Source organism: Pantoea sp. Morm, from assembly GCF_016643525.1.
In the GTDB taxonomy this organism is placed as follows: Bacteria; Pseudomonadota; Gammaproteobacteria; order Enterobacterales; family Enterobacteriaceae; genus Pantoea; species Pantoea dispersa.
Genome location: NZ_VOQX01000050.1, coordinates 16,045 through 37,146 on the forward strand (window position 1 = coordinate 16,045; position 21,102 = coordinate 37,146).

18 protein-coding genes are annotated in these 21,102 nt (G+C 58.5%); 13 read left to right on the forward strand and 5 right to left on the reverse strand.

The features are described 5' to 3' along the window. Positions 1-38: 38 nt before the first annotated feature. The 7 genes from FT726_RS17060 to FT726_RS17090 all read left to right on the forward strand — a co-directional run bounded on the left by FT726_RS17060 (position 39) and on the right by FT726_RS17090 (position 6,592). Positions 39-389 (forward strand): hypothetical protein, encoded by a 351-nt coding sequence (locus FT726_RS17060; RefSeq protein WP_211726159.1) that lies wholly within the window; start codon positions 39-41, stop codon positions 387-389. A gap of 49 nt (positions 390-438) precedes the next feature. Next, on the forward strand, positions 439-2,442 hold the full coding sequence (locus FT726_RS17065; protein ID WP_346303129.1) for a protein-disulfide reductase DsbD domain-containing protein: 2,004 nt from the start codon (positions 439-441) through the stop codon (positions 2,440-2,442). After that, positions 2,442-3,164 (forward strand): DsbA family protein, encoded by a 723-nt coding sequence (locus FT726_RS17070; RefSeq protein WP_282995450.1) that lies wholly within the window; start codon positions 2,442-2,444, stop codon positions 3,162-3,164. The genes FT726_RS17065 and FT726_RS17070 overlap by 1 nt, the downstream gene beginning before the upstream one ends. Then, the gene (locus FT726_RS17075; protein ID WP_058780533.1) at positions 3,161-3,664 is read left to right on the forward strand and encodes a thioredoxin domain-containing protein; all 504 of its coding nucleotides are present in this window, start codon (positions 3,161-3,163) and stop codon (positions 3,662-3,664) included. The genes FT726_RS17070 and FT726_RS17075 overlap by 4 nt, the downstream gene beginning before the upstream one ends. Before the next feature lie 261 nt (positions 3,665-3,925). Beyond that, on the forward strand, positions 3,926-4,762 hold the full coding sequence (locus FT726_RS17080) for an MBL fold metallo-hydrolase (RefSeq protein ID WP_136547640.1): 837 nt from the start codon (positions 3,926-3,928) through the stop codon (positions 4,760-4,762). A 115-nt stretch (positions 4,763-4,877) separates the two neighbouring features. After that, positions 4,878-5,300, forward strand: a complete 423-nt coding sequence (locus FT726_RS17085) for a DUF2231 domain-containing protein (protein ID WP_021505986.1) — start codon at positions 4,878-4,880, stop codon at positions 5,298-5,300. Then, positions 5,297-6,592: a sorbosone dehydrogenase family protein gene (locus FT726_RS17090; RefSeq protein WP_346303130.1), complete on the forward strand. Its 1,296-nt coding sequence runs from the start codon at positions 5,297-5,299 to the stop codon at positions 6,590-6,592. The genes FT726_RS17085 and FT726_RS17090 overlap by 4 nt, the downstream gene beginning before the upstream one ends. 527 nt (positions 6,593-7,119) lie before the next feature. On the opposite strand, the gene FT726_RS17095 is transcribed toward FT726_RS17090, so the two are convergent. After that, positions 7,120-8,013, reverse strand: a complete 894-nt coding sequence (locus FT726_RS17095; protein WP_346303131.1) for a LysR family transcriptional regulator — start codon at positions 8,011-8,013, stop codon at positions 7,120-7,122. Positions 8,014-8,115: 102 nt separating this feature from the next. On the opposite strand from FT726_RS17095, the gene FT726_RS17100 reads away from it, so the two are divergent. Then, the gene (locus FT726_RS17100) at positions 8,116-9,210 is read left to right on the forward strand and encodes an NADH:flavin oxidoreductase (RefSeq protein WP_346303132.1); all 1,095 of its coding nucleotides are present in this window, start codon (positions 8,116-8,118) and stop codon (positions 9,208-9,210) included. Positions 9,211-9,350: 140 nt separating this feature from the next. Here FT726_RS17100 and FT726_RS17105 read toward each other — a convergent pair whose 3' ends face one another. Next, positions 9,351-10,253: a ParB/Srx family N-terminal domain-containing protein gene (locus FT726_RS17105; RefSeq protein ID WP_288422488.1), complete on the reverse strand. Its 903-nt coding sequence runs from the start codon at positions 10,251-10,253 to the stop codon at positions 9,351-9,353. A 137-nt stretch (positions 10,254-10,390) separates the two neighbouring features. Here FT726_RS17105 and FT726_RS17110 point away from each other — a divergent pair, with 137 nt between their 5' ends. Next, positions 10,391-11,023: a DapH/DapD/GlmU-related protein gene (locus FT726_RS17110; protein WP_346303133.1), complete on the forward strand. Its 633-nt coding sequence runs from the start codon at positions 10,391-10,393 to the stop codon at positions 11,021-11,023. A gap of 3 nt (positions 11,024-11,026) precedes the next feature. Here FT726_RS17110 and FT726_RS17115 read toward each other — a convergent pair whose 3' ends face one another. Further along, a complete protein-coding gene (locus tag FT726_RS17115) occupies positions 11,027-12,346 on the reverse strand; it encodes an MFS transporter (RefSeq protein ID WP_058769834.1) in 1,320 nt (439 codons plus the stop codon). A gap of 201 nt (positions 12,347-12,547) precedes the next feature. Next, positions 12,548-13,516, reverse strand: coding sequence for a GT-D fold domain-containing glycosyltransferase (locus tag FT726_RS17120; RefSeq protein WP_346303134.1), 969 nt, complete (start codon positions 13,514-13,516; stop codon positions 12,548-12,550). 571 nt (positions 13,517-14,087) lie between these two features. Between FT726_RS17120 and FT726_RS17125 the strand changes: the two genes are divergently transcribed. Continuing rightward, complete coding sequence (locus FT726_RS17125) at positions 14,088-16,448, forward strand: membrane-bound PQQ-dependent dehydrogenase, glucose/quinate/shikimate family (RefSeq protein WP_241797938.1); 2,361 nt, start codon at positions 14,088-14,090, stop codon at positions 16,446-16,448. A 59-nt stretch (positions 16,449-16,507) separates the two neighbouring features. Here FT726_RS17125 and FT726_RS17130 read toward each other — a convergent pair whose 3' ends face one another. After that, positions 16,508-17,974, reverse strand: coding sequence for a catalase (locus tag FT726_RS17130; RefSeq protein ID WP_021505996.1), 1,467 nt, complete (start codon positions 17,972-17,974; stop codon positions 16,508-16,510). 477 nt (positions 17,975-18,451) lie between these two features. Between FT726_RS17130 and FT726_RS17135 the strand changes: the two genes are divergently transcribed. From FT726_RS17135 to FT726_RS17145, 3 genes are all read left to right on the forward strand, one after another. Beyond that, positions 18,452-19,873: a carbohydrate porin gene (locus FT726_RS17135; RefSeq protein WP_071813574.1), complete on the forward strand. Its 1,422-nt coding sequence runs from the start codon at positions 18,452-18,454 to the stop codon at positions 19,871-19,873. A gap of 167 nt (positions 19,874-20,040) precedes the next feature. Then, the gene (locus FT726_RS17140) at positions 20,041-20,718 is read left to right on the forward strand and encodes a glutamate racemase (RefSeq protein ID WP_152390991.1); all 678 of its coding nucleotides are present in this window, start codon (positions 20,041-20,043) and stop codon (positions 20,716-20,718) included. Between the two features lie 80 nt (positions 20,719-20,798). After that, on the forward strand, positions 20,799-21,102 hold a 304-nt coding region (locus FT726_RS17145), incomplete at its 3' end, for a pirin family protein (protein WP_346303135.1).

Sequence of the window (21,102 nt, forward strand, 5' to 3'; positions counted from 1 at the left end):
TTGCATAAACTGGCCGCACTTTTCTCTGAGGCTGTGGCATGACGATATCGCCCCAACGCGCAAAATGGATTCTGGCACTGGTTTGTCTGGTGCTGGCATTTTGTCTCGTCCAGCGCAGCTTCAATCTCCCGACTCAGCCTGTCGTTAGCATTACTGTTCACAGCGCCGCCGTTGATGACGGTGCCAGCAGTGATAAACCCTGTGCGCTGGGCGCTAAGTCACTCAGCGGCAGCGCGCCGCTGCTCGATACCGCGCTGCCATTCCTCGTACTGCTGCTGGCGTTGATCGCCACGCTCTTCCAGACCTCGTCTGCCACTGTCTGTCGGCGTGAACCGCTGTTTGTGCCGCTGCGACGGCGCCATCTCACGCTCTGCGTCTTCCGGGAATAACACCACGCGATCCACCGCGTAAACCCTGTTATTCACCGGAGAAACGATTATGACATTCCTGATCAGGAGCCTGCTGCTCCTCGTGGCGAGCTGCGCGCTGAGCGTGCAAGCCGCCGATACCGGCTGGCTGCGCAATGCGCAAAACAGCCACGCCGAAGTGCGCCTGCGCGCTGCGCCGCAGGGCGATCACCTGCAACTGCTACTGGATATTCGCCTGCAGCCGGGCTGGAAAACCTACTGGCGCTCGCCGGGCGAAGGCGGCGTCGCGCCGGAAATCCGCTGGCAAACGCCGGATGTCAACGCCCGCTGGTCGTGGCCAGTGCCAGCGCGCTTTGACGTCAGCGGCCTCACTACGCAGGGCTACAAAGGCAACGTTACGCTGCCCATCGTGCTCGAATCTGCCCCGCAGGGCACGCTGGCCGGCACGCTGACGCTGTCCACCTGTAGCGACGTCTGCATCCTGACGGATTTTCCGTTCCAGCTCGATCTCTCGCAACCCGCCAGTCCGGCTTTTGCACGTGATTTCGCCCAGGCGATGGGGCAGATCCCGGCTGACAGCGGGCTGACCGATCAGCTTGATGCCAGCTTCGTTGATGGCACGCTGCAAATCCGGGCGCAGCGTCAGCAGGGCTGGCAGCAGCCGGAACTGTTCTTTGATTATCCGCAGGGCAGCATGCTGGCGGCGCCGCAAATCAGCGTGCAGGGCGAGACGCTGACTGCCCGCGTGGCGGTGACCGATGAATGGGGCGAGGCTGCGCCGGACCTGCGCGGTAAAGCGCTGTCGCTGGTCATCGCTGACGCCGGTATCGCTCAGCAAAGCCAGCTGACCCTTGGTCATCAGCCGCTGTTTTCTCCCTCCGCCGGGAACGCCACGCTGTGGTCGGTAGTGCTGCTGGCGCTGCTCGGCGGGCTGATTCTCAACCTGATGCCCTGCGTGCTGCCGGTGCTGGCGATCAAACTGAGCAGTCTGGTGCAGCAGCAGGGACAGACGCAACGCCAGACGCGTCAGCAGTTTCTCGCGTCCAGCGCCGGCATTCTGTTCTCTTTCCTGCTGCTGGCGCTGCTGATGACCGTGCTACGGCTCAGCGGTCAGGCGCTGGGCTGGGGCATTCAGTTTCAGAGCAGCGGCTTTCTGCTGGTGATGGTGCTGGTGATGTTCCTGTTCAGCGCCAGTCTGTTCGATCTGCTGCATTTTCGCCTGCCTTCCGGCCTGACTACCCGGCTGGCGACGTACGGCGGTGCCGGTCTGGCAGGGCATTTTGGCCAGGGGGCCTTTGCCACGCTGCTGGCGACGCCGTGCAGCGCACCGTTTCTTGGCACCGCCGTCGCCTATGCGCTGACCGCGCCGCTGCCGCAGCTGTGGCTGCTGTTTGTCGCGCTCGGCGTCGGCATGAGTCTGCCGTGGCTGCTGGTTGCGGCGCTGCCGGGCATGGCGCGCTGCCTGCCGCGTCCGGGGCGCTGGATGCTGCATCTGCGCACGCTGCTGGGGCTGCTGATGCTGCTGGCAACGCTGTGGCTGGTGACGCTGCTGATTCCCCACTGGGGCAGCACCGTCGCCATTCTGCTGGCGGCCATCCTTATGCTGGCGCTGACGGGCTGGCTAATCGCACGCCGCGCGCTGCCGCAGGCAGGTCTGGTGTTCATTACCGTGACGCTGGCGGGCGCGCTGTTACTGCTGACGCGTCTCTCACCGGAAGAAGAATCGCTGGTGTGGCAACCGCTGACCGAAGCCGCCATCAATCAGGCGCTGGAGCAGGATAAGCGCGTCTTTGTCGATGTCACCGCTGACTGGTGCATCACCTGCAAAGTGAATAAATCGCGGGTGCTGAATCAGCCTGACGTGCGTGCCGCCCTCGGCGCAGAGGATGTGGTGCTGCTGCGCGGTGACTGGACTCAACCGGATCCGGCCATCGGCGAGTTCCTGCGCCGCCGCGATCGCGTAGCGATCCCCTTTAACCAGATTTATGGCCCGGCACTGCCGCACGGCCAGATTTTATCGCCGTTATTAAGTCGTGATGCGGTGATTTCAACACTCTCTGAGGCAAAAAAATGATGAAAAAATCCCTGTTACTTTCGCTGATGTTTCTGGCGGCACCCGCCCTGGCCGCCGCGCCATTTACCCCCGAGCAGGAGGCGCGCATCAAACAGCTGATTCGCGAAACCCTGGTGCAAAATCCGGCGATTCTGGCAGAAGCCGCCGACGCATTTGATAAAGAAGCCGCGCGCCAGCAGCAAAACGTGGTTGCGCAGATGGTAGAGAAAAACCGCGCGGCGCTGTTTAACGATGCCGGCTCACCGCGCATCGGTGCCAAAAAACCGGCACTGACGCTGGTCTATTTCACCGACTACAACTGCGTCTTTTGCAAAAAGTTTGAGGCGGATATCGAAAAACTGCTGCACAACTATCCGCAGGTGGCCGTGGTGCTGAAGCCGCTGCCGTACCGCGCTGAAAGTTCGCTCAGTTCGGCGCGTCTGGCGCTGACGGTGTGGGAGCAGCAGCCGAATAACTTTCTTAAGCTGCATGAACGGCTGATGGCAAAGAAAGGCAACCATGATGAAGCCAGCATCGCCGCCGCGCTGGACAAAAGTGGCATCAGCTTATCGGCGCCGAGCACCGCCAGCCTCGACACCATTAACCTCAACCTGACGCTGGCGCAGCAGCTGGGTGTGCAGGGTACGCCCGCCACGCTGGTGGGCAATCAGCTGATCAGCGGGGCAGTGCCTTATGCACAGCTGGAAGCCGCGGTGAAAGGTGCGCTGCAGGCTCAGCCATGAGCCGGGTAACGCGCTGGCTGCGTGAAGGCGTGCTGTTGGTGCTGATGGCAGCGGCGCTGCTGCTGGCCATGGACTGGCTGCGTGCACCGCAGCTGCCCGCGGATGTGGCCCGGCAGCCGCTCAGCGCGCTGCAGGGCGAGGTGAACCTGGCGACGCTGAGCCAGCAGCGGCCGGTGCTGGTTTACGTCTGGGCCAGCTGGTGTGGCGTGTGCAAACTCACCACACCGACGGTGGCCGCGCTCAGTCAGCACGGCACGCAGGTGGTCAGTGTGGCTCTGCGATCCGGCAGCGATGCGCGCGTTGCCACCTGGCTGGATAAAAAAGGAGTACGGGGATTCGCCGTCAATGATGAAAGCGGGGCGCTGGGACAGCGCTGGCAAATCAGCGCCACGCCGACGTTCATCGTGCTGCATCAGGGCAAGGTGGTCAGCACCAGCAGCGGCTGGACCAGCAGCTGGGGGCTGAAGCTGCGCCTGTGGTGGGCGGCACGCGCTGCCTGATTAATCATTAACGGTTAACCGACCGCGATAAATAACCGTAGCGTGAATAACCTTGCGCTGCGGTTATTTTTTTTGCTCATTAAAAATCCGCATTCAATATTTCAATGCATTGAAATTAAATAAGTAATAAATAAAGCGATAAATGAATGACTCTGGATTATTTGCAATTGCCATCATCATGGCACATATATGTTAAATCACTTTTTTATTTATTCATTTAATAACGGCGCGCTCGCGCCATTTTATTTTTGGGGGAGAACAATGCGAATTCATCACCTCAACTGTGGCTGCATGTGCCCGCTCGGTGGCGCGTTATTCGATGGTTTCAGCAAAGGTCCGTTTGCTGAACTGGTGTGCCACTGCTTATTGCTGGAAACTGACCGTCACGGTTTAATCCTCGTGGATACCGGTCTGGGCACGCAGGATATGCGCCATCCTGACCGCCGCCTGTCAGGCTTTTTTCGCGCGCTGAATAATATTCGCTATAACGAGCAGCTCAGCGCGCTGGCACAGATTCAGCTGCTGGGTTTTCGCCCGGAAGATGTGCGCCACATTATTCTGACCCACCTCGATTTTGACCACGCCGGCGGCATCAGTGATTTTCCGGCCGCCCGCATTCATCTGCTGCAGCGTGAGCTGGATACCGTAACCCAGGCGGGCGATAGCAGCTGGCTGGCGCGTCAGCGGTTTCGCCCGCAGCAGTGGACTGCGCACGATGGCTGGCGCGGTTACGCCAGCGGCGGCGAGCGCTGGTATGGCTTTGATGCGGTGAAGGCGGTCGACGATCTCAGCGATGAAATTCTGCTGGTGCCGCTGCCGGGACATACGCTGGGCCATGCGGGCGTGGCGATTCGTCACCAGGGCGGCTGGCTGCTGCATGGCGGCGACGCCTGGTTTTATCGCGGTGAAATGTACCACAGCCAGCGCCACTGTACGCCGGGCCTGCGCGCCTATCAGCGCCTGATGTGCAGTGACCGCGCCGCCTGGCACAGCAATCAGCAGCGGCTGCGTGAGCTGTCACTGCAGCACGCGCAAGAGGTGCAACTGTTCTGCAGCCACGACGCGCAGGAACTGAACCAGTTCCGTCGGCACGGTTAACTTTTTGTGCGGGCTGTGCGCATGACTCTTTATCTTTACTAATATTTCTCAGGCGTGCGAAGCGATGCCTGGCCGGATCGCTCTCGCCTGGAAAAACTGTGATAGGGAGAGTGCGATGTACCATACCTCGGGACGCTCGGTTGTTGGCGTGACGCTGTTTACCCTGCTTGAGCCATTGCCGCTGGGCTTTTTCTTTGCTGCCTGGCTGTTTGATATTATCTATCTGCAAACCTTCATCGTCATGTGGACCAAAGCCGCCAGCTGGCTGATCGCCATCGGGCTGGTGCTGGCAATTGTGCCGCGACTAATCAGCCTGATTCATTTATTCCGTGGCGCACCTGCCGCAGAGAAGACCCATTTCTGGCTGTCGCTGCTGGCGATCGTGCTGGCCATCGTCAACGCATTCATTCACAGCCGCGATGCCTATGCGGTGGTGCCGATGGGCGTGACGCTCTCCACCCTGGTGGTGGTGGTGTTGCTGATAGCGAATCTGCAGCTGGCGCTGCGCGAGCGTCGTTTACAGGGAGGTCGCCCATGAAATTTCGTGTAATGAGTGCGCTGGGGATTGCAGTACTGCTGAGCGCCTGCGACAGCGGATCGGACCTCGATCCGCAACGGCAAATCGGCCCTGATCCGCAGCTGCCGCAGGCCAAAAACTTCTTTATGCCGCCGATGCAGGTGCCGGAAGGCACAGCGTGGAAAGAGGGCGAGACACCAAAAGTGGCCGACGGCCTGAAGATTGAGAAAATCCCGGCCAGTCTGATGCACCCGCGTCAGCTGTATGTGCTGCCGAATGGCGACGTGCTGGTGGCAGAAGCCAACGGGGTGAAAAACCCGGTCACGGCACCGAAAGAATTGATCATGAGCCTGGTGCAGAAATCTTCCGGAAAAGGTGGCCCGGGCGGCAACCGCATCACGCTGCTGCGCAACGTAAACGGCAAGTGGGAACAGCACCGGTTTATCGAAAACCTCAATGCGCCGTTTGGCATGCAGCTGATTGGCAATACGCTGTATGTGGCTAACGCCGACAGCCTGGTGAAATTCCCTTACCAGACCGGTGAAACCGAAATCCGTACGCCGCCGGAAGAGGTGACGTCGCTGCCGGGCGGTGAGCTGAATCACCACTGGACCAAAGCGCTGCTCGCCAGTCCGGACGGCAGCAAACTGTACGTCGGTGTCGGCTCCAACAGTAACATCACCGAGAACGGTATCGGCGCAGAGTATGGCCGCGCGGCGGTGTGGGAAGTGGACGCCACAACCGGTGCCAGCCGCATCTATGCCAGCGGCATCCGCAATCCTACCGGTCTGCAGTGGGAGCCGCAAAGCGGCAAGCTGTGGGCCATCGCCAACGAGCGTGACGAAATCGGGTCGGATCTGGTGCCGGATTACCTGACCTCCGTGCAGGACAAAGGTTTCTACGGCTGGCCGTACAGCTACTTTGGTCAGCACGTCGACGAGCGCGCGCAGCCGCAGCGGCCGGATCTGGTCGCGAAAGCCATCAAGCCGGACTATGCGCTGAGCTCACACGTGGCACCGCTCGGCCTGCTGTTCTATGGCGCAGATAATATGCCGCAGTACCGCGGCGGCGCCTTCATCAGTGAACACGGTAGCTGGAACCGCACGCCGCTCAACGGCTATAAAGTGATTTGGGTGAAATTTGAAAACGGCAAACCGGTCGGGCAACCGCAGACGGTGGTGTCAGGATTCCTCACCGACGATCAGAAGCAGGTACGCGGTTTGCCGGTAGGACTGGCGACGGATAATCAGGGCGGGGTGTTGATTGCCGACGATGCCGGCAACGCGATCTGGCGTATCAGCGCCGCACAGTAGGGTCATCGCAGGCAATAAAAAAGGATTTGGCCAGGTCGCCAAATCCTTTTTTTATGTTCGTCACCCGGCTGGTAACCGCGCTCGGAACGGGGTGCTCAGCACTCCTCACAAAAGGAATGATAAAATGTGCAGCGAAAGATTTCAAGTTTCGCTAAAATACTGTATGGTTATACAGGTGTTGAGCGCGGCGGATGCTTATTGTTTTCTGATGACTCCAGGGGCGCGGATAGTCAAACCCCGGCAGGTTTCAGGTGGTGCTGGCCTGTGGCTTTCACAATGAGTGCCGCTCAGCGCTCCTCACAGATGTGCTTAGGCGGTCGGCGGGTAGAGTCAGGGCCCCGAAAGCTGAACAGCGCGCTCCTGTCAGAGGAGAAGGAAAGTGATGGAACTTGTTCGATTACTCCTGGACCTGGTCCGGGTGATCCTGCAAATCATCGTTGCCCTTTTGCAACTGACCGGTCAGGCGCACTGACCGGAACTTGAAACAAGGCGGAGCTCACCCCTCCGCCTTTTTTCGTACGCCCGCGTCACGCGCCGGGCCGGCTTTGCTGTTGCATCGCCTGTCTGAGCGCCGCAACAAACACGCTGACGCGCGCCGGCAGGTGGCGCGTGGTGGGAAACAGCGCCCACACGCCCAGCATCTGCGGCTGCGCGTCCTCCAGTTCCAGCGCCACCAGTTCGCCGGATGCCAGCTCTTCCCGCACATCCCACTCAGAAAGCTGCGCGATGCCGCTGCCGGCCACGCACAGCGCACGCACCCCTTCGACATCGCTGCCGCTGAAGCGTCCGTCAACGCTCAGGCTGGAGAGATGACCGTCCACCATAAAACTCCACTGCACCACATTCGACAGGCGCAGACAGTGGTGTTGATGCAGATCCGCCAGATGACGCGGCGTGCCGAAGCGTTGCAGATAGCCCGGAGCCGCACACAGCCGGCGCGGGTTGTCGGCCAGACGGTGTGCCACCAGGCGGGAATCGCGCAGCGGGGCAATGCGAATCGCGACATCAAAGCCCAGCCCGACAATGTCCGTGACATCGTCGCTGAGCTGAAACTCAACGCGCAGCCCGGGGTTTTGCTCCATCAGTGACGGCAGCAGTGGAATGATGGTGCGGCGGCCAAACCCCGTAGGCGCGGTGATGCGTAGCTGGCCGGTGGCCCCCTGTTTATCGGGCGCGAACAGGTTGCGTGCGCTCTGTTCGGTCTCGGCCAGCGTTCTGGCATAGGGAAGAAACTCTTCGCCTTCATCGGTAAGGGCAATGGCGCGCGTGGTGCGATGCAGCAGCCGTACGCCGAGATCCTCCTCCAGTGAGGCCAGCCGGCGCGACACGGTCATAGTAGTGGTGCCGAGCCGCCGCGCCGCCTGCGTCAGGCTGCGGGTTTGCGACACCATCAGAAAAACATCAATATCCCGGGAGTTCATTGTAACGGTTTCCGTTAAGCAGACGTATCATAATCGGTCATTTTTGCCACAATGGCGACTCACTATAATGGCTCCTGATGATAATTTATTTCAGAGCGCCAAATGTCCGACAATCACCTGTTTCAGAGCAGTACGCTTAACCACCTCGATTTAACCAATCGCCTGATGGTGGCACCGATGACGCGCATCTCCGCCAGTGTGGATGGAGTCCCGGGCGAGCGTATGCAGCAGTACTACACGCGTTTCGCCCGCGGTGGCTTTGGCGCAGTAATCACCGAAGGTCTCTACATCGATGAAGCCTGGTCACAGACTTACGCTTTTCAGGCCGGGCTGGTCAATCGCCAGCAGATCGCCGGCTGGCGGGCCATCACCAACAGCGTGCACCAGCACGGCAGCAAAATCATTGCACAGCTGATGCACGCCGGTGCGATATCGCAGGGCAATATTTACCGGCGCGATACGCTGGCGCCTTCGGCGATCCCGCCACGTGGCGAACAACTGCGGTTTTACCATGGCCACGGCGCTTATCCGTTGCCGCGCGCCATGAGTGATGAACAGATTGAGCAGGTGATTGACGCCTTTGCTGACAGCGCGGCGCGCGCCATTGAGGCAGCCGGTTTTGACGGCATTGAAATTCACGCGGCCAACGGTTATCTGCTCGATCAGTTCTTTACCGATTACACCAACCAGCGCAGCGACCGCTGGGGCGGCGATATTATCGCAAGACTGACGCTGACGCGGGAGGTGATCGCCGCGGTGCGGCAGCGCATCGGTGCCAACGTCACGCTGGGCGTGCGGATTTCTCAGGGGAAAGTGAATGATTTTACGCATAAATGGCAGGAGGGCGCTGCCGGAGCGCGCCAGGTGTTTGCGCTGCTGGCTGACTCAGGTATCGATTATCTGCACCTGACCGAGCACGATGCGTTGCAGCCGGCGTTTGCGGACGCGACGGAGTCGTTGCTACAGCTGGCGCGCCAGGCTGCGCCACAGTTGCCGGTGGTGATCAACGGATCGCTGTCAGATGCCGAACGCGCCGGCATGGCGTTGTATCAGGGCGCAGATTATGTGGCGCTGGGCAAAAGCGCGCTAGCCAATCCGGACTGGCCACAGCGCGTTCGCCACGGCCAGCCGCTGCGCGCCTTCGATCAAAACCTGCTGGCACCGTCCGCGGATGTTAAAAACAGCGAGCTGGCATAACCGCCGTTTTCGGTCGCCATCCATGGCGACCCTGCCACAACGGTGAAAGACGCATGCCCGTGCACCAGCAACAATGGTGTGTGATTTTGTCGGGTGCGCATTGATGCGCACCTGGATAAACCCAACACTACCCAGCACGCTTAATGCTTAAACGCCCAGCTCAGCTTACCGTTATCGGCGCTTAACTTGTTCAGCGCCTTCTGGTTCACCGCGTCTCTGGCACCGAGCGCCTGCGCCGTCAGCGGACCGCTATCACTCTGCGCAATCACCGTATCCTTCGGCACGCTCACCATCTTCTCCGCCACCTTTTTCACCGCTGCGGCGTAGCCGTCGCGGTCGCGCAGGTTGAACGCTTTCAGCGGCAGTTCCCGGCTCAGCCACTGTCCCCAGAAGAACTCCAGGAACGGCGGCGGGTTGTCTGGCTTATCGAAGCCGACATCGCGCACAAAGTAGATCAGCGAACGATACTCATCATCCTGCATATGCTGGCGACCCAGCTCCTGCGGCAGCGCTTCAGGGGCGATTTTACCGTTTGGCGTCTCCAGCCACACCAGATGTGCCGCCGCCATTTTCTGCCAGAAAGCGGCCTGGCTTTTCAGCGGGCGGAAATCATCGGTAATGCGCACCTGCACCGGCGTTGACAGGCCGGCCATGTCAGCAAAGTTGCTGAACGTATGGTGACCATCAGTCAGGTACAGTTGATTATCCGGACCGATCACCGCGGTTTTCATCGGGCCGTGCTCGCTGCCGACCGGCGCCTTACAGCTGAAACTGGCCGGATCGCGCAGGGTGGAGCGCGGCGTGAAACTTTTCACCCCTTTTTGTCCCATGCTTTCGCAATAGTCATCAAACAGCTTTTCCGGATCGGCCTGATAACGATGCTGCTTGTAATCCAGCTGGCGATAACCAATGGCGGCCTGAGTGGGATGCAGCTGCGCCAGTTCGACCTGCACAATTTCTCCAGCTTTGATGTCGGGCGGCAGGGCGGCAAAGGCGGGGGCGGTACTGAATAGCAAGGCTAATAACGGCAGGGACGCTTTCATTCCATTTTCTCCTGAAGATCTCCCGGTGGAGCAACACGATAGCATTCCTGTCATCTTCCCGCTCTAGTGTTGTGGCTCGCGGTTGCGTTGAGGCAACCACTTATCCAGACATCTGACCACAACGGAGCACCTGCTTTATGATTTCTGCCACACAGCATCCCGCTAAACTGCAACACACCGCGATCGATCCCAGCGTCCGTCTGCGCGACACGCAGATTGGCCAGCAGTGTGAAATTCTGGCGCACAGTTATCTGGAATACAGCGAACTGGGTAATTTTTCCTACCTTGGGGAACACTGCTGCGTGGCGGATGCGCAGATTGGCCGCTTCACGGCCATCGCCAATCAGGTGCGTATCGGGGCACCGAATCATCCGATGGATCGCGCCTCACAGCATCGCTTCACCTACTGCCCGGAGTATTACGACAGCCGCGCGCAGCGCGATGCCGGTTTCTTCACCGGACGCCGCGCCGATCGGGTGATCATTGGTCACGATGTGTGGATCGGTCACGGCGTGATTGTCCTGCCTGGCGTGACGGTCGGTAACGGCGCCGTGCTGGCGGCCGGGGCGGTGGTGAGTAAAGATGTGCCGCCTTACACCATCGTCGGAGGTGTGCCGGCGAAACCGATTCGCGCCCGTTTCAGTGCCGACATCGCGGCGCAGCTGCAGGCGATTGCCTGGTGGAACTGGCCGCTGGAGAAGCTGATGACACACCTGGCGGATTTTCAGTCGCCGGATATCGCCGCCTTCTGCCAGCGGCACGGGCGATAACGCTTACACAGCCTGCTGCGCGGCGGCTGGCGGCGCATCGGCTTGCAGGCGTTTCTCCGGCTGCAGCAGCGTCATGGCCAGCATGCTGCCAAAGGCGATACAGGCGGTGACGGTAAACATGGCGTTATAACCGTAGTACTGCGCCAGCCAGCCGCACAGCATCGGTGAAATGATCGACGCGAGGTTGGCGATGGCCAGCGTCATGCCGCTGAAGGTACCAACCGATGCCTTTGGCGTCACGTCAATCACGACCGACCAGTAGACGTTATTCACCAGCGCATTGAGCGCGTTGCCAAGCGTCATCAGCGCGATAATGCCGGCAGCAGATCCGACCCAGGGAATAGCCATAAAGCAGCAGGCGGTGGCGCACAGCGTCACGGCGGCAAACAGGTTGCGCGCCAGCCGCAGATTGTTAAAGCGTGCCAGCAGGCGATCGGCGATGCGTCCGCCCAGCAGCACCGTCAGGCAGGCACCGCTCCACGGGATCATCGCCACATACCACAGCGAGTGCAGGTCATAGTGGAAATTATCCTGCAGATATTTCGGCAGCCAGGTCACCAGGGTAAAGGTGATGTAGAGGAAACTGAAATAGCCCAGCGCGTTGCACACCAGCGTGCGGCTGGTGAAGAAGCGCCACCACGGCAGCGCGCCTTCGTCCTGCGGCTGCTGGCGTTGCCCGGCAATGATCAGCTGACGCTCGACGGCATTGGCACGCGGATGCTGCTGTGGCGTATCAGTAAAGTGGCGGGCAAACAGCAGCATCGCCAGCAGTGAAAACGCGCCGAGCAGCATAAACATCATGCGCCAGTCGTTGGTGAGCAGCAGCAGTCCGACGGCAATCGGTGCGGTCAGCAGCGAGCCCACCTGGGTGCTCAGCAGGCCAATTCCCAGCGCGAAACCGCGTTCGTTATCCGGTGCCCAGTGGGCGATGGTTTTGTTCATCAACGCGTAGGCCGGCCCTTCGCTGAAGCCAAACAGCACGCGCAGTGCAGCAAACCCCATGATCGCCGAGCCGCCAAACAGCGCCATGCCCAGCTCTCCGGCCCAGGCAGTGGCGATCTCCAGCAGCGACCACAGAATGCCGGCCATCAGCCAGACCTTTTTGGTGCCCAGCCGGTCGGCAAGGAAGCCGCCGCACAGCGACCCGAACAGATAGCCAAAGCCAAAGTAGCCCAGCACGGCACCGAGCTGCACTTTACTGAAGTGAAATTCCTGCGAGATGGCGTTGGCGGCGAACGACAGCGCACCGCGGTCGATGTAGTTAATCAGTGCGATGAGAAACAGCAGCGAGAAAATGGTGTAGCGGGTTGAGGACGCTTTCATCATACGACTCCTGAAAATGAACACAGGAATCATTAAGCAAAGGTAATGCCAGATTGCTAAGGCTGCTAACTAATTAGTGTCCGCCATGCCATAATGCCCGCGCCGTCGCAGTCAGAACCATCGCGCTGGCTAATAAATACCCGCTATCTGAGCGTACTGCACCAAACCGATCGCCGGCACGATCGGTTACGGTGCGCTGCATCACACTGTCGGCTGCGTGACCACCGCGGCACTGCGCAGTGGCTCCTGACCTAAACCGACGTGCAGCAGAATCTGGCTGCGGTAATGCGCATCCGCTTCCTGCTGTTCGTCACTCTGTAATAAACCGACCTCATTCACATTTTTCCCCGCGACCTGCACCTTAGTGCGTGCCGCGCTGCGCATCCACTCATACTCAATATCGATATGGCCGGTATCAATGCAGCGAATGCCGTGCTGACTGAGGTCGTAAGCCAGCACGGTTGCCGTCGGGCCAAGGGAGATCAATACCATGTCGAACTCGCGCGCGTGCGCCAGCACATTACTGTATAGCTCGTTATAAACCGAAAACGCGTTACGGTTGAGGGTGGTAATGCGCCGGATCTGCCGTGCGCCATCCAGCAGATCGTTACCGAGACCAAGGCGCGTGCCGCTACCCTCAACAATCAGAATTTTTTTATCATGAAACAGCTGTTTAAATTTGGCAAAAATACGTGCCGCCGGCTGTTTATCTTTATAATCATGATAAGGTCGCGTTACCGACGTATTACCATAGCGATAGCCTTTCTTTAATAAATGCTCATAGTGGCGAAAGAAAAACGCTTTATGAAAAAACCAGAAAAGCGCTGAGCCAAAACGCATATTCCCGGTGCCGCGAAAGGCATCAGGCATACACAACAGACAGCGATTATCGCTCTGCGTGCCACGGCGCATGATCTCTTTCAGGCGAATGGAGAGGCGTTCATCAAAAGACTGAAAGCCTATATTCTTAAATAGCGTCATTTCCAGTTCCCCATCCCCATAGCGGCACACTGAGAGCCGGCCATCGCTGAGCAGCAGATCGATGGTCTGTTCTGCTGACAAGACCTGATATTGCCGGGCGTGCGCATTGGCCACGGGAAATTTAATGGCAGCATGTGTGAGTTTAAATGGAAAACGTAATTTGCGATAAAAAGCGTCTGCGCTGATCATAATAACCTTCTTTTTATAAGCGGCTTTGCCGCAGAGCAGTCAGATAATGTATATCACCGATTAATTTGGCAGACAGGCTAAGGAAACTCTCAAAATAATAAATACGCTATTTCATTTATCAATGTCACCGTGCCGGAAAGACGCTATTTTTAGGGCAAAGCGCAGCGTTGCCTGCTTTTTTAGCATCAGGTTCTGACATGACCAGGACAAATCGCATTTGTACGCCACTAATCAATTAAATAATTTCACCAGAAATACATGCGCCGACAAATTGCAGGCTGCCCGGCAGCACGCCTGTCGCGCCCTTAGTCATATCGCACGCTGCGTTATCAAAAAATGCGGATTTTCCTGATGATTGATTAATTTCCTCCAACAAAATTGAAACGTGATTTCACTCACACTACGAGCGAAGCGGGGCGCAGCATGAAGGAGCAGAGCTACATTGATAAGCGGCACTAACGACACGCCGCCAGGCAGATTTTTAACTGACGGTTACGTAAGTTAAGATTTTGTTGAGTTTATGTGTCTTTAGTTTGGGGTGGTTAATAATGATGAGCGTTGAGGGATTCGCATGATAAACAAACTGACCAGTCTCGTGCTGGCGATTCTGGGTGTTGCGCTGCTCTATATGGGCGGCAAGCTGCTGATGATGGGCGGCAGCGCATTTTACGCATTGATGGCGGTGGGATTACTGATCACCGCCATTTTACTGTTCCGCAATCAGCGCAGCGCGCTGAGCCTGTATGCGGTGCTGATGTGGATCACGCTGGCATGGATGATCTGGGAAGTCGGCTTCGACAAGTGGCAGTGGATCCCGCGCGGCGATCTGTTTGGCGTAATCGGCCTGTGGCTGGCGATGCCGTGGGTGGTCAAACCGCTGTATCAGGGACAGCGTCGCTTCCACGGCCTGCTCGGCAGCACGGTGGCCATCATGATTGTACTGGTGATTGGATTGTGCTTTTACGATCCGCTGCCGCAGGCCGGCACCATCACCAATGCGCGTGAACAAAACAGCGAGCAGGGCGCGAGCGCTGACTGGACCGCCTACGGCGGCACCGCCGACGGCCTGCGTTTCTCCGCCCTGAATCAGATCACCAAAGAGAACGTGCGCAATCTCGAAGTGGCCTGGACCTATCACACCGGCGATCTGCGTCAGGATAACGACGCCACCGAATACACCTTCGAAGCCACGCCGCTGAAAGCCAACGGCATGCTCTATTTCTGTACGCCGCACAATGAGGTCCACGCGCTCGATCCGCAGAGTGGTGCGGTGAAGTGGAAATACACGCCGGCGAAAGATCGTTCTTATCTGCAGCAGCATCAGACCTGCCGTGGCGTCAGCTATTACGCGGGCGCACCGGTTGCCGCTCAGGACACGGCGGCGACGCCGGCGATGTGCCGCAAGCGCATCTTTAACGCCACCACTGATGCCCGGCTGATTGCGCTGGATGCCGACAGCGGCAAACCGTGCGCCGATTTTGGCAACAACGGTGTGGTGGATCTGCATGCCAATATGGGTGAGGTTCGTCCACACGCGCTGATGCAGACCGCCGCGCCGCTGGTCGCGGGCAATCTGGTGATTGTCGGCGGCTCGGTTATGGATAATGGCTTCAACAGCGGTAACCCCTCTGGCGTGATTCGCGCCTATGATGTGCAAAGTGGTCGTCTGGTGTGGAACTTTGATCCGGCTAATCCGCAGAATACCGCGCCGATAGCGGCTGGCCAGACCTATCCGCAGGATACGCCGGTGGCCTGGGGTACGCTGAGCGCCGACCTGAAAAACGGCCTGGTGTACGTGCCGTTTGGCAACGCCTCGCCGGATGAACTGGGCATCGAGCGTGATGCCAATAGCAACACTGAAAAATTCCGTGATGCGTTAGTGGCGCTCGATCTGCAGACCGGGGCGTTCAAATGGCGCTATCAGAGCTCCCATCACGATCTGTGGGACCGCGATAACCCGTCACAGCCGTCGCTGGTCGATATCGATTATCAGGGCCAGAAACAGCCGGTGGTGATCCTGCCGACCAAAACCGGTAACCTGTTTGTGCTCAATCGCCTGACCGGCCAGCCGGTATATCCGATTAACGACGTGAAGGTTTCGACGGAAGGCGGCGTGCCGGGCGAGAAATTCGCCGCCACCCAGCCGGTATCCAGCCTGAACTTTATTCCGCAGCCGCTGACTGAGAAGTCAATGTGGGGCATCACGCCGTTTGATCAAATGGCCTGCCGTATGGATTTCCGTAGCCTGCGCTATGACGGCAATCCGTGGACGCCAGCCACAGAAGGCGGCTCGCTGGTGTTCCCGGGCAACATCGGGGTGTTTAACTGGGGATCGGTGGCGGTTGATCCGCAGCGTCAGATGCTGATTGCCGCACCGGTGCGCCTCGCCTACAAATACAACCTGATCAAGCGTACGCCCGCCACGGCGACGGAGCGCCTGTTCACCAAAGATGGCCAGCCTTACTGGAACGAAAACTTCCACGGTGATTACGCCATCCACATCCAGCAGCTGGCCTCCGGTCTCGGCATTCCGTGCATTGCACCGCCGTGGGGCCGCATGGTCGGCGTAGATTTGAAAACCGGCAAAACCGAATGGCTGCGTCGCGTTGGCACCACGAAAAACCTGAAAACCAGCTTCCTGCCGGGCCGCTTCCCGATTGGCTTCCCGATGGGCATGGTGGCGCACGGCGGGCCACTGCTGACGGCCGGCGATCTGGTGTTCCACGGTGCGACCGCAGATAACTTCATTCGCGCCTATGACAGCACCACCGGCGAACTGCTGTGGCAGCAGGAGCTTAGCGCCGGCGCGCAGGCGACGCCATCCACTTACATGGGCAGCGACGGTAAGCAGTACGTGGTAATTGCTGCGGGCGGTCACGGTTCGCTCGGCACCAAAGCCGGCGACAGCGTGGTGGCGTTCCGTCTGAAATAATCCTGTCGATGCAATAAAGGCGCCCGCGGGCGCCTTTTTTATATTTATAAATATGCTCATTAACGCTTGGCGCGCTCGGTTTGCACCCGCTGGGCAATGCGATCGCCAATCGTCTGGTCGATGTTGCGCCAGTATTCAAACGCGCGCGACAGCACTGGCTCCTCCACGCCGTTGAGCAGATGACCGCTGACGTTATTTACCAGACGATCACGTGCCGCCTCATCCAGCACTTTATTGACCAGCGTATTGGCCTGGCCAAAGTCATCATCATCCTGACGCAGCGTGTAGGGCGCGCGCACCATGTTGCCGTGCGCTTCCCAGGTGGAATCCGTCGGGTAGCGCTCGCCGTCCGCCGCCGGACCGCCTTTCGAATTCGGCGCGTAAACCGGATCGCTGACCGGATTGATGCGCATCGCGCCATCCTTGCTGTAGCTGTGCACCGGTGCCTGCGGGGCGTTGACCGGAATCTGCTTGTAGTTAACGCCAAGACGGGCGCGGTGGGCATCGGCATAGGCAAATACCCGGCCAATCAGCATTTTATCCGGGCTCAGGCCGATGCCGGGCACCAGGTTATTAGGTTCAAACGCCGCCTGTTCAATCTGCGCATGGTTGTCGGTCGGGTTACGGTTGAGCATCAGTTTGCCGACTTTAATCAGCGGATAATCGCTGTGTGGCCAGACCTTGGTCAGATCAAACGGGTTGAAGCGGTAGGTTTCCGCCTCGGCGAACGGCATGATCTGCATGTACAGCGTCCAGCTGGGGAAATCACCATTTTTGATGGCGGTGAACAGATCGCGCGTGTGGTAATCACCGTCCTGGCCGGCCAGCAGATCGGCGTTATCCTGCGTCAGGAACTCCACACCCTGATCGGTTTTGAAGTGGTATTTAACCCAGAATTTTTCCCCGGCGGCGTTAACCCACATATAGGTATGGCTGGAGTAACCGTTCATGTGGCGCCAGCTTTTCGGAATGCCACGGTCACCCATCAGCCAGGTCACCTGGTGCGCCGACTCTGGCGACAGCGTCCAGAAATCCCACTGCATATCGTTATCGCGCAGATTGTTGTCGGCACGGCGCTTCTGCGAGCGGATAAAGTGCTGGAACTTCATCGGGTCACGAATAAAGAACACCGGCGTGTTATTGCCCACCATGTCGTAGTTGCCTTCGCTGGTGTAAAACTTGATCGCGAAGCCGCGCGGATCGCGCCAGGTGTCCGGGCTGCCACGCTCGCCGGCCACGGTGGAGAAACGCATTACCACATCAGTTTTGGTGCCGGGCTGAAAAACCGCCGCTTTGGTGTAACGGCTGACATCTTCTGTCACCTGAAAATAGCCAAACGCACCGCTGCCTTTGGCGTGCGGTTGACGCTCTGGAATACGTTCGCGGTTGAAGTTAGCCATCTGCTCAATCAGGTAGTGATCGTGCAGCATCAGCGGGCCGTCAGGACCGACGGACAAAGAGTGTTCGTCGCTGGCTACCGGAATGCCAGCATCCGTGGTGGTCGGCTTGCGATCGTCATTGCTCATAATATCTCCAGCTTTTGTAAGGATAATCCAACCACTAAGCGTAGCAGCGAGGCGCAGGCTTGCCCGAATAATTGCGCCGTCTCATCTGGTTGCCGCATTAAGCGATGCGGCACAGCTCGCAAATTTGCTTTTTATTTCTGCTGCTGGCTAAGCAGATTTTCCGGGCCGGAAAAAGCGCCATTCTGCGAATGGGATCGGAAAAGAAAAATTAATTCACCCGTCTTTTAAGACAGGTCGCAAAGGATTTTCCCGTTTAAGTAAAAAAAGACCTTGAATTAATCAATCATTTTATAAGTTCATGTAAAATATCACTTTTTAATTTAATGATATTGATCAAAAAGAACCGCAATCCGCTTATTTATGCTCTCGCTGCGTCAAAGGCAATCCCGTTGTAATTAATGAATGGACATAATAAGAGAGATAAATATGGTGATGCATAAGGCTAAAACCGCGCGCCTGGCGCTGGCTATCGCGGGGATGATGGTGGGTGGCAGTGCAGCGGCACAGTCATTAACGCTGGAGCAGCGTCTGGCCCAGCTGGAAGAGAAAATCGCGCGCGATGAGCAGCAGCAAAAGGAGGCGAGCGCCGGAACAACCAACACGTTCCGCTTTTCCGGGTACGCCCGTTCCGGCCTGCTGGTTAATGATAAAGGGCGCGGCGGACGTGCCGGACCTGCTATTTCGCCTGCCAGTTCGATCGGCGGCGATGCGCATATTGGCCGGTTAGGTAATGAAAAAGATCACTACATCGAGCTGGGCTTTCATAACCAAACCCGGTTCAGTAATGGTTCGTGGGCCAATTTCAAAGCGCTGCTGGCAGATGGCTCATCCAGTCCGGACCCGTGGGTGCAGAATAACGACAATAATCTGAATATCCGCCAGGTGTATGTCGAAATGGGGGATCTGCCCAGCTTTGGGGGCGCCGCGCAACATGCCTCGCTGTGGGCGGGCAAACGCTTTGACGGCGACAATTTTGATCTGCACTTCACCGATACCGATATCGTCTTTCTTGGCGGCACCGGCGGCGGCATCAGCAACCTGCAATGGAACGAGCAATGGCGCAGCGATTTCTCCATTTATGGCCGCAGTTTTGGCGACCTGGGCAGCAGCCGCTACGACGATAACAACGTGCAAAACCTGTTGCTGACCTCGAACCAGTTTTACGGTAACTGGCAGTGGATGCTGACCGGCATGAGCGCAAACGGCAACGACGAGCTGAAAGGGCGCGCATCGACCACCGGCAGCTATGCGCTGCGCAGTGACGATACGGCAAAGCACGGCGTGTTTACCATGCTGGCCTGGCACGATAAAAACCGCTTCTACGGACTGGCACCGGGCAGCAGCACTCACGCCATTCAGTGGGGGAAAGGCCTGGGCGCAGAAACCCGGCAGATCGGTGGCGACGGCGACTTAACGCGCAACGCCAGCGCGCTGCGACTGGCCACTTTTGGCGTGATGCCACTGAGCGATCGCTGGTCAGTGGCCCCATCGCTGCTGGCGCAGCACAGCGAGGATCGCTACCGCAAAGGGGATCGCTATGACTGGGCAACCATCAACCTGCGCGCATCCCAGGCGATTACGGAAAACTTTGCGCTGCAATATGAAGCGTCGTGGCTGTATATGGACCTCAAACCCAATGGCCGCAGCTATCAGGATGGCGGCAGCATCGCGACGTACAACGCGGTGAAGGGCGATGTGTATAAGCTGACCTTTGCGCCAACGTTCAAAGTCGGCAACATCAACGATATGCTGGTGCGGCCGGAGATTCGGCTGTTCGCGACCTGGATGAACTGGTCTAAAGCGCTGGACAACTATGCGCTGAACGATGATTTCGGCAGCGCGGGCTTTACCGCTGGCGGTAGCTGGAACTTTGGCGTACAGGCAGAAGTGTGGTTCTGAGTTCGCCTTTCGCGCTGACCGGCTGAAGGAAGGTTGCACGGTGCGAGGTGTTGAAAAATGCCTCGCACCGCATCCGACGAAGCCTGCCAGCCAGCGGTAAAGCTGCATTCAGTCACCGATTGCGGCTATAGTGCAACGTACTGAACCTGAAGCGATAAGGAATCGTTGTGACCATTGCCTGCCTGCATACCGCCGCCAGTAATATTGCTATTTTTGATGACGCCGCGCAGTCGCTCGGCATTCCGCCTCAGCAAATCAGCCATCTGGTGATGCCACATCTACTGGCAGAAGCAGAACTCAGCGGTGGCATGACGCTGGCCCAGCAGCAGCGTCTGGAGCAGCTGTTACTCAGCCTGACGCCGTGGTTCGACGCGATACTGATTACCTGCTCTACCTTAGGTGCCGCCGCGGACAGCCTGCGCGATCCACAACAGCGCTGTGCGGTTTATCGCACTGACCGTATGCTGGCGGACGAAGTGCATCGCCGTGGCACACCCGCGCTGGTGCTGTGTGCCGCGGAGTCTACGCTGCACAGTACGCGCCAGCTGTTTTGCCCGGAGAGTCTGGCACCTGACCAGCGTCCGCAAGTCAGGCTTATCCCGGATGCCTGGGCCGCATTCAAAGCTGGCCGGCTGGACGACTATTACACGCTGATCGCCGATGCGGTCGCTCAGGGACAGCAGCAGGGCGCGGTTCAGGTGGCGTTAGCGCAGGTGTCGATGGCCGGGGCCGCGTCGCGTTTTCCTGCGCCACAGCGGCCACTTACCAGCCCGCACCTGGCGCTCAGCTTCGTACTGCAGCAGGCTAAAGGCGCGGACGAAGGTCATTCAAAACCACTGATTTAAGCCAACAAAAAGCCCTACTGTTACGCAATTTTGCAGCCTTTATGATGGTCATCAGAACCTGATTTTTGAGGAAGCCACTGATGAACGTGATTAAAGCGCAGCGCGACCAGCTGTTTGAATACGGTCCCTTTACCATTCGCCGGCAGCGGCCGGGAGAACCACTGGGCACGCTGGCGATTGTCGACCAGATGACGCTGAAGCCCGGCGCGGTAGTACCGATGCGCCGCCATCAGGATGATGAGATTTTCAGCTATGTCTGGCGCGGCTCGGTGCAGTACCGGCGCGAGGAGGGAGAGACTCTCGCCCTCAACGGCAAACGTGCACTGCTGGTGAACGCGGGCAGTGGGGTACGTCATGCAGAGTCAGAACCGCTGATTGAAAGCG

Bases quoted from the DNA above. Each gene is read 5' to 3' on its own strand.
- FT726_RS17135 (WP_071813574.1), top strand. From the start codon at position 18,452: ATGATGGTGGGTGGCAGTGCAGCGGCACAGTCATTAACGCTGGAGCAG.
- FT726_RS17095 (WP_346303131.1), bottom strand. From the start codon at position 8,013: ATGAACTCCCGGGATATTGATGTTTTTCTGATGGTGTCGCAAACCCGC.
- FT726_RS17060 (WP_211726159.1), top strand. From the start codon at position 39: ATGACGATATCGCCCCAACGCGCAAAATGGATTCTGGCACTGGTTTGT.
- FT726_RS17115 (WP_058769834.1), bottom strand. From the start codon at position 12,346: ATGAAAGCGTCCTCAACCCGCTACACCATTTTCTCGCTGCTGTTTCTC.
- FT726_RS17100 (WP_346303132.1), top strand. From the start codon at position 8,116: ATGTCCGACAATCACCTGTTTCAGAGCAGTACGCTTAACCACCTCGAT.
- FT726_RS17075 (WP_058780533.1), top strand. From the start codon at position 3,161: ATGAGCCGGGTAACGCGCTGGCTGCGTGAAGGCGTGCTGTTGGTGCTG.
- FT726_RS17085 (WP_021505986.1), top strand. From the start codon at position 4,878: ATGTACCATACCTCGGGACGCTCGGTTGTTGGCGTGACGCTGTTTACC.
- FT726_RS17120 (WP_346303134.1), bottom strand. From the start codon at position 13,516: ATGATCAGCGCAGACGCTTTTTATCGCAAATTACGTTTTCCATTTAAA.
- FT726_RS17090 (WP_346303130.1), top strand. From the start codon at position 5,297: ATGAAATTTCGTGTAATGAGTGCGCTGGGGATTGCAGTACTGCTGAGC.
- FT726_RS17130 (WP_021505996.1), bottom strand. From the start codon at position 17,974: ATGAGCAATGACGATCGCAAGCCGACCACCACGGATGCTGGCATTCCG.
- FT726_RS17105 (WP_288422488.1), bottom strand. From the start codon at position 10,253: ATGAAAGCGTCCCTGCCGTTATTAGCCTTGCTATTCAGTACCGCCCCC.
- FT726_RS17065 (WP_346303129.1), top strand. From the start codon at position 439: ATGACATTCCTGATCAGGAGCCTGCTGCTCCTCGTGGCGAGCTGCGCG.
- FT726_RS17125 (WP_241797938.1), top strand. From the start codon at position 14,088: ATGATAAACAAACTGACCAGTCTCGTGCTGGCGATTCTGGGTGTTGCG.
- FT726_RS17080 (WP_136547640.1), top strand. From the start codon at position 3,926: ATGCGAATTCATCACCTCAACTGTGGCTGCATGTGCCCGCTCGGTGGC.
- FT726_RS17110 (WP_346303133.1), top strand. From the start codon at position 10,391: ATGATTTCTGCCACACAGCATCCCGCTAAACTGCAACACACCGCGATC.
- FT726_RS17070 (WP_282995450.1), top strand. From the start codon at position 2,442: ATGAAAAAATCCCTGTTACTTTCGCTGATGTTTCTGGCGGCACCCGCC.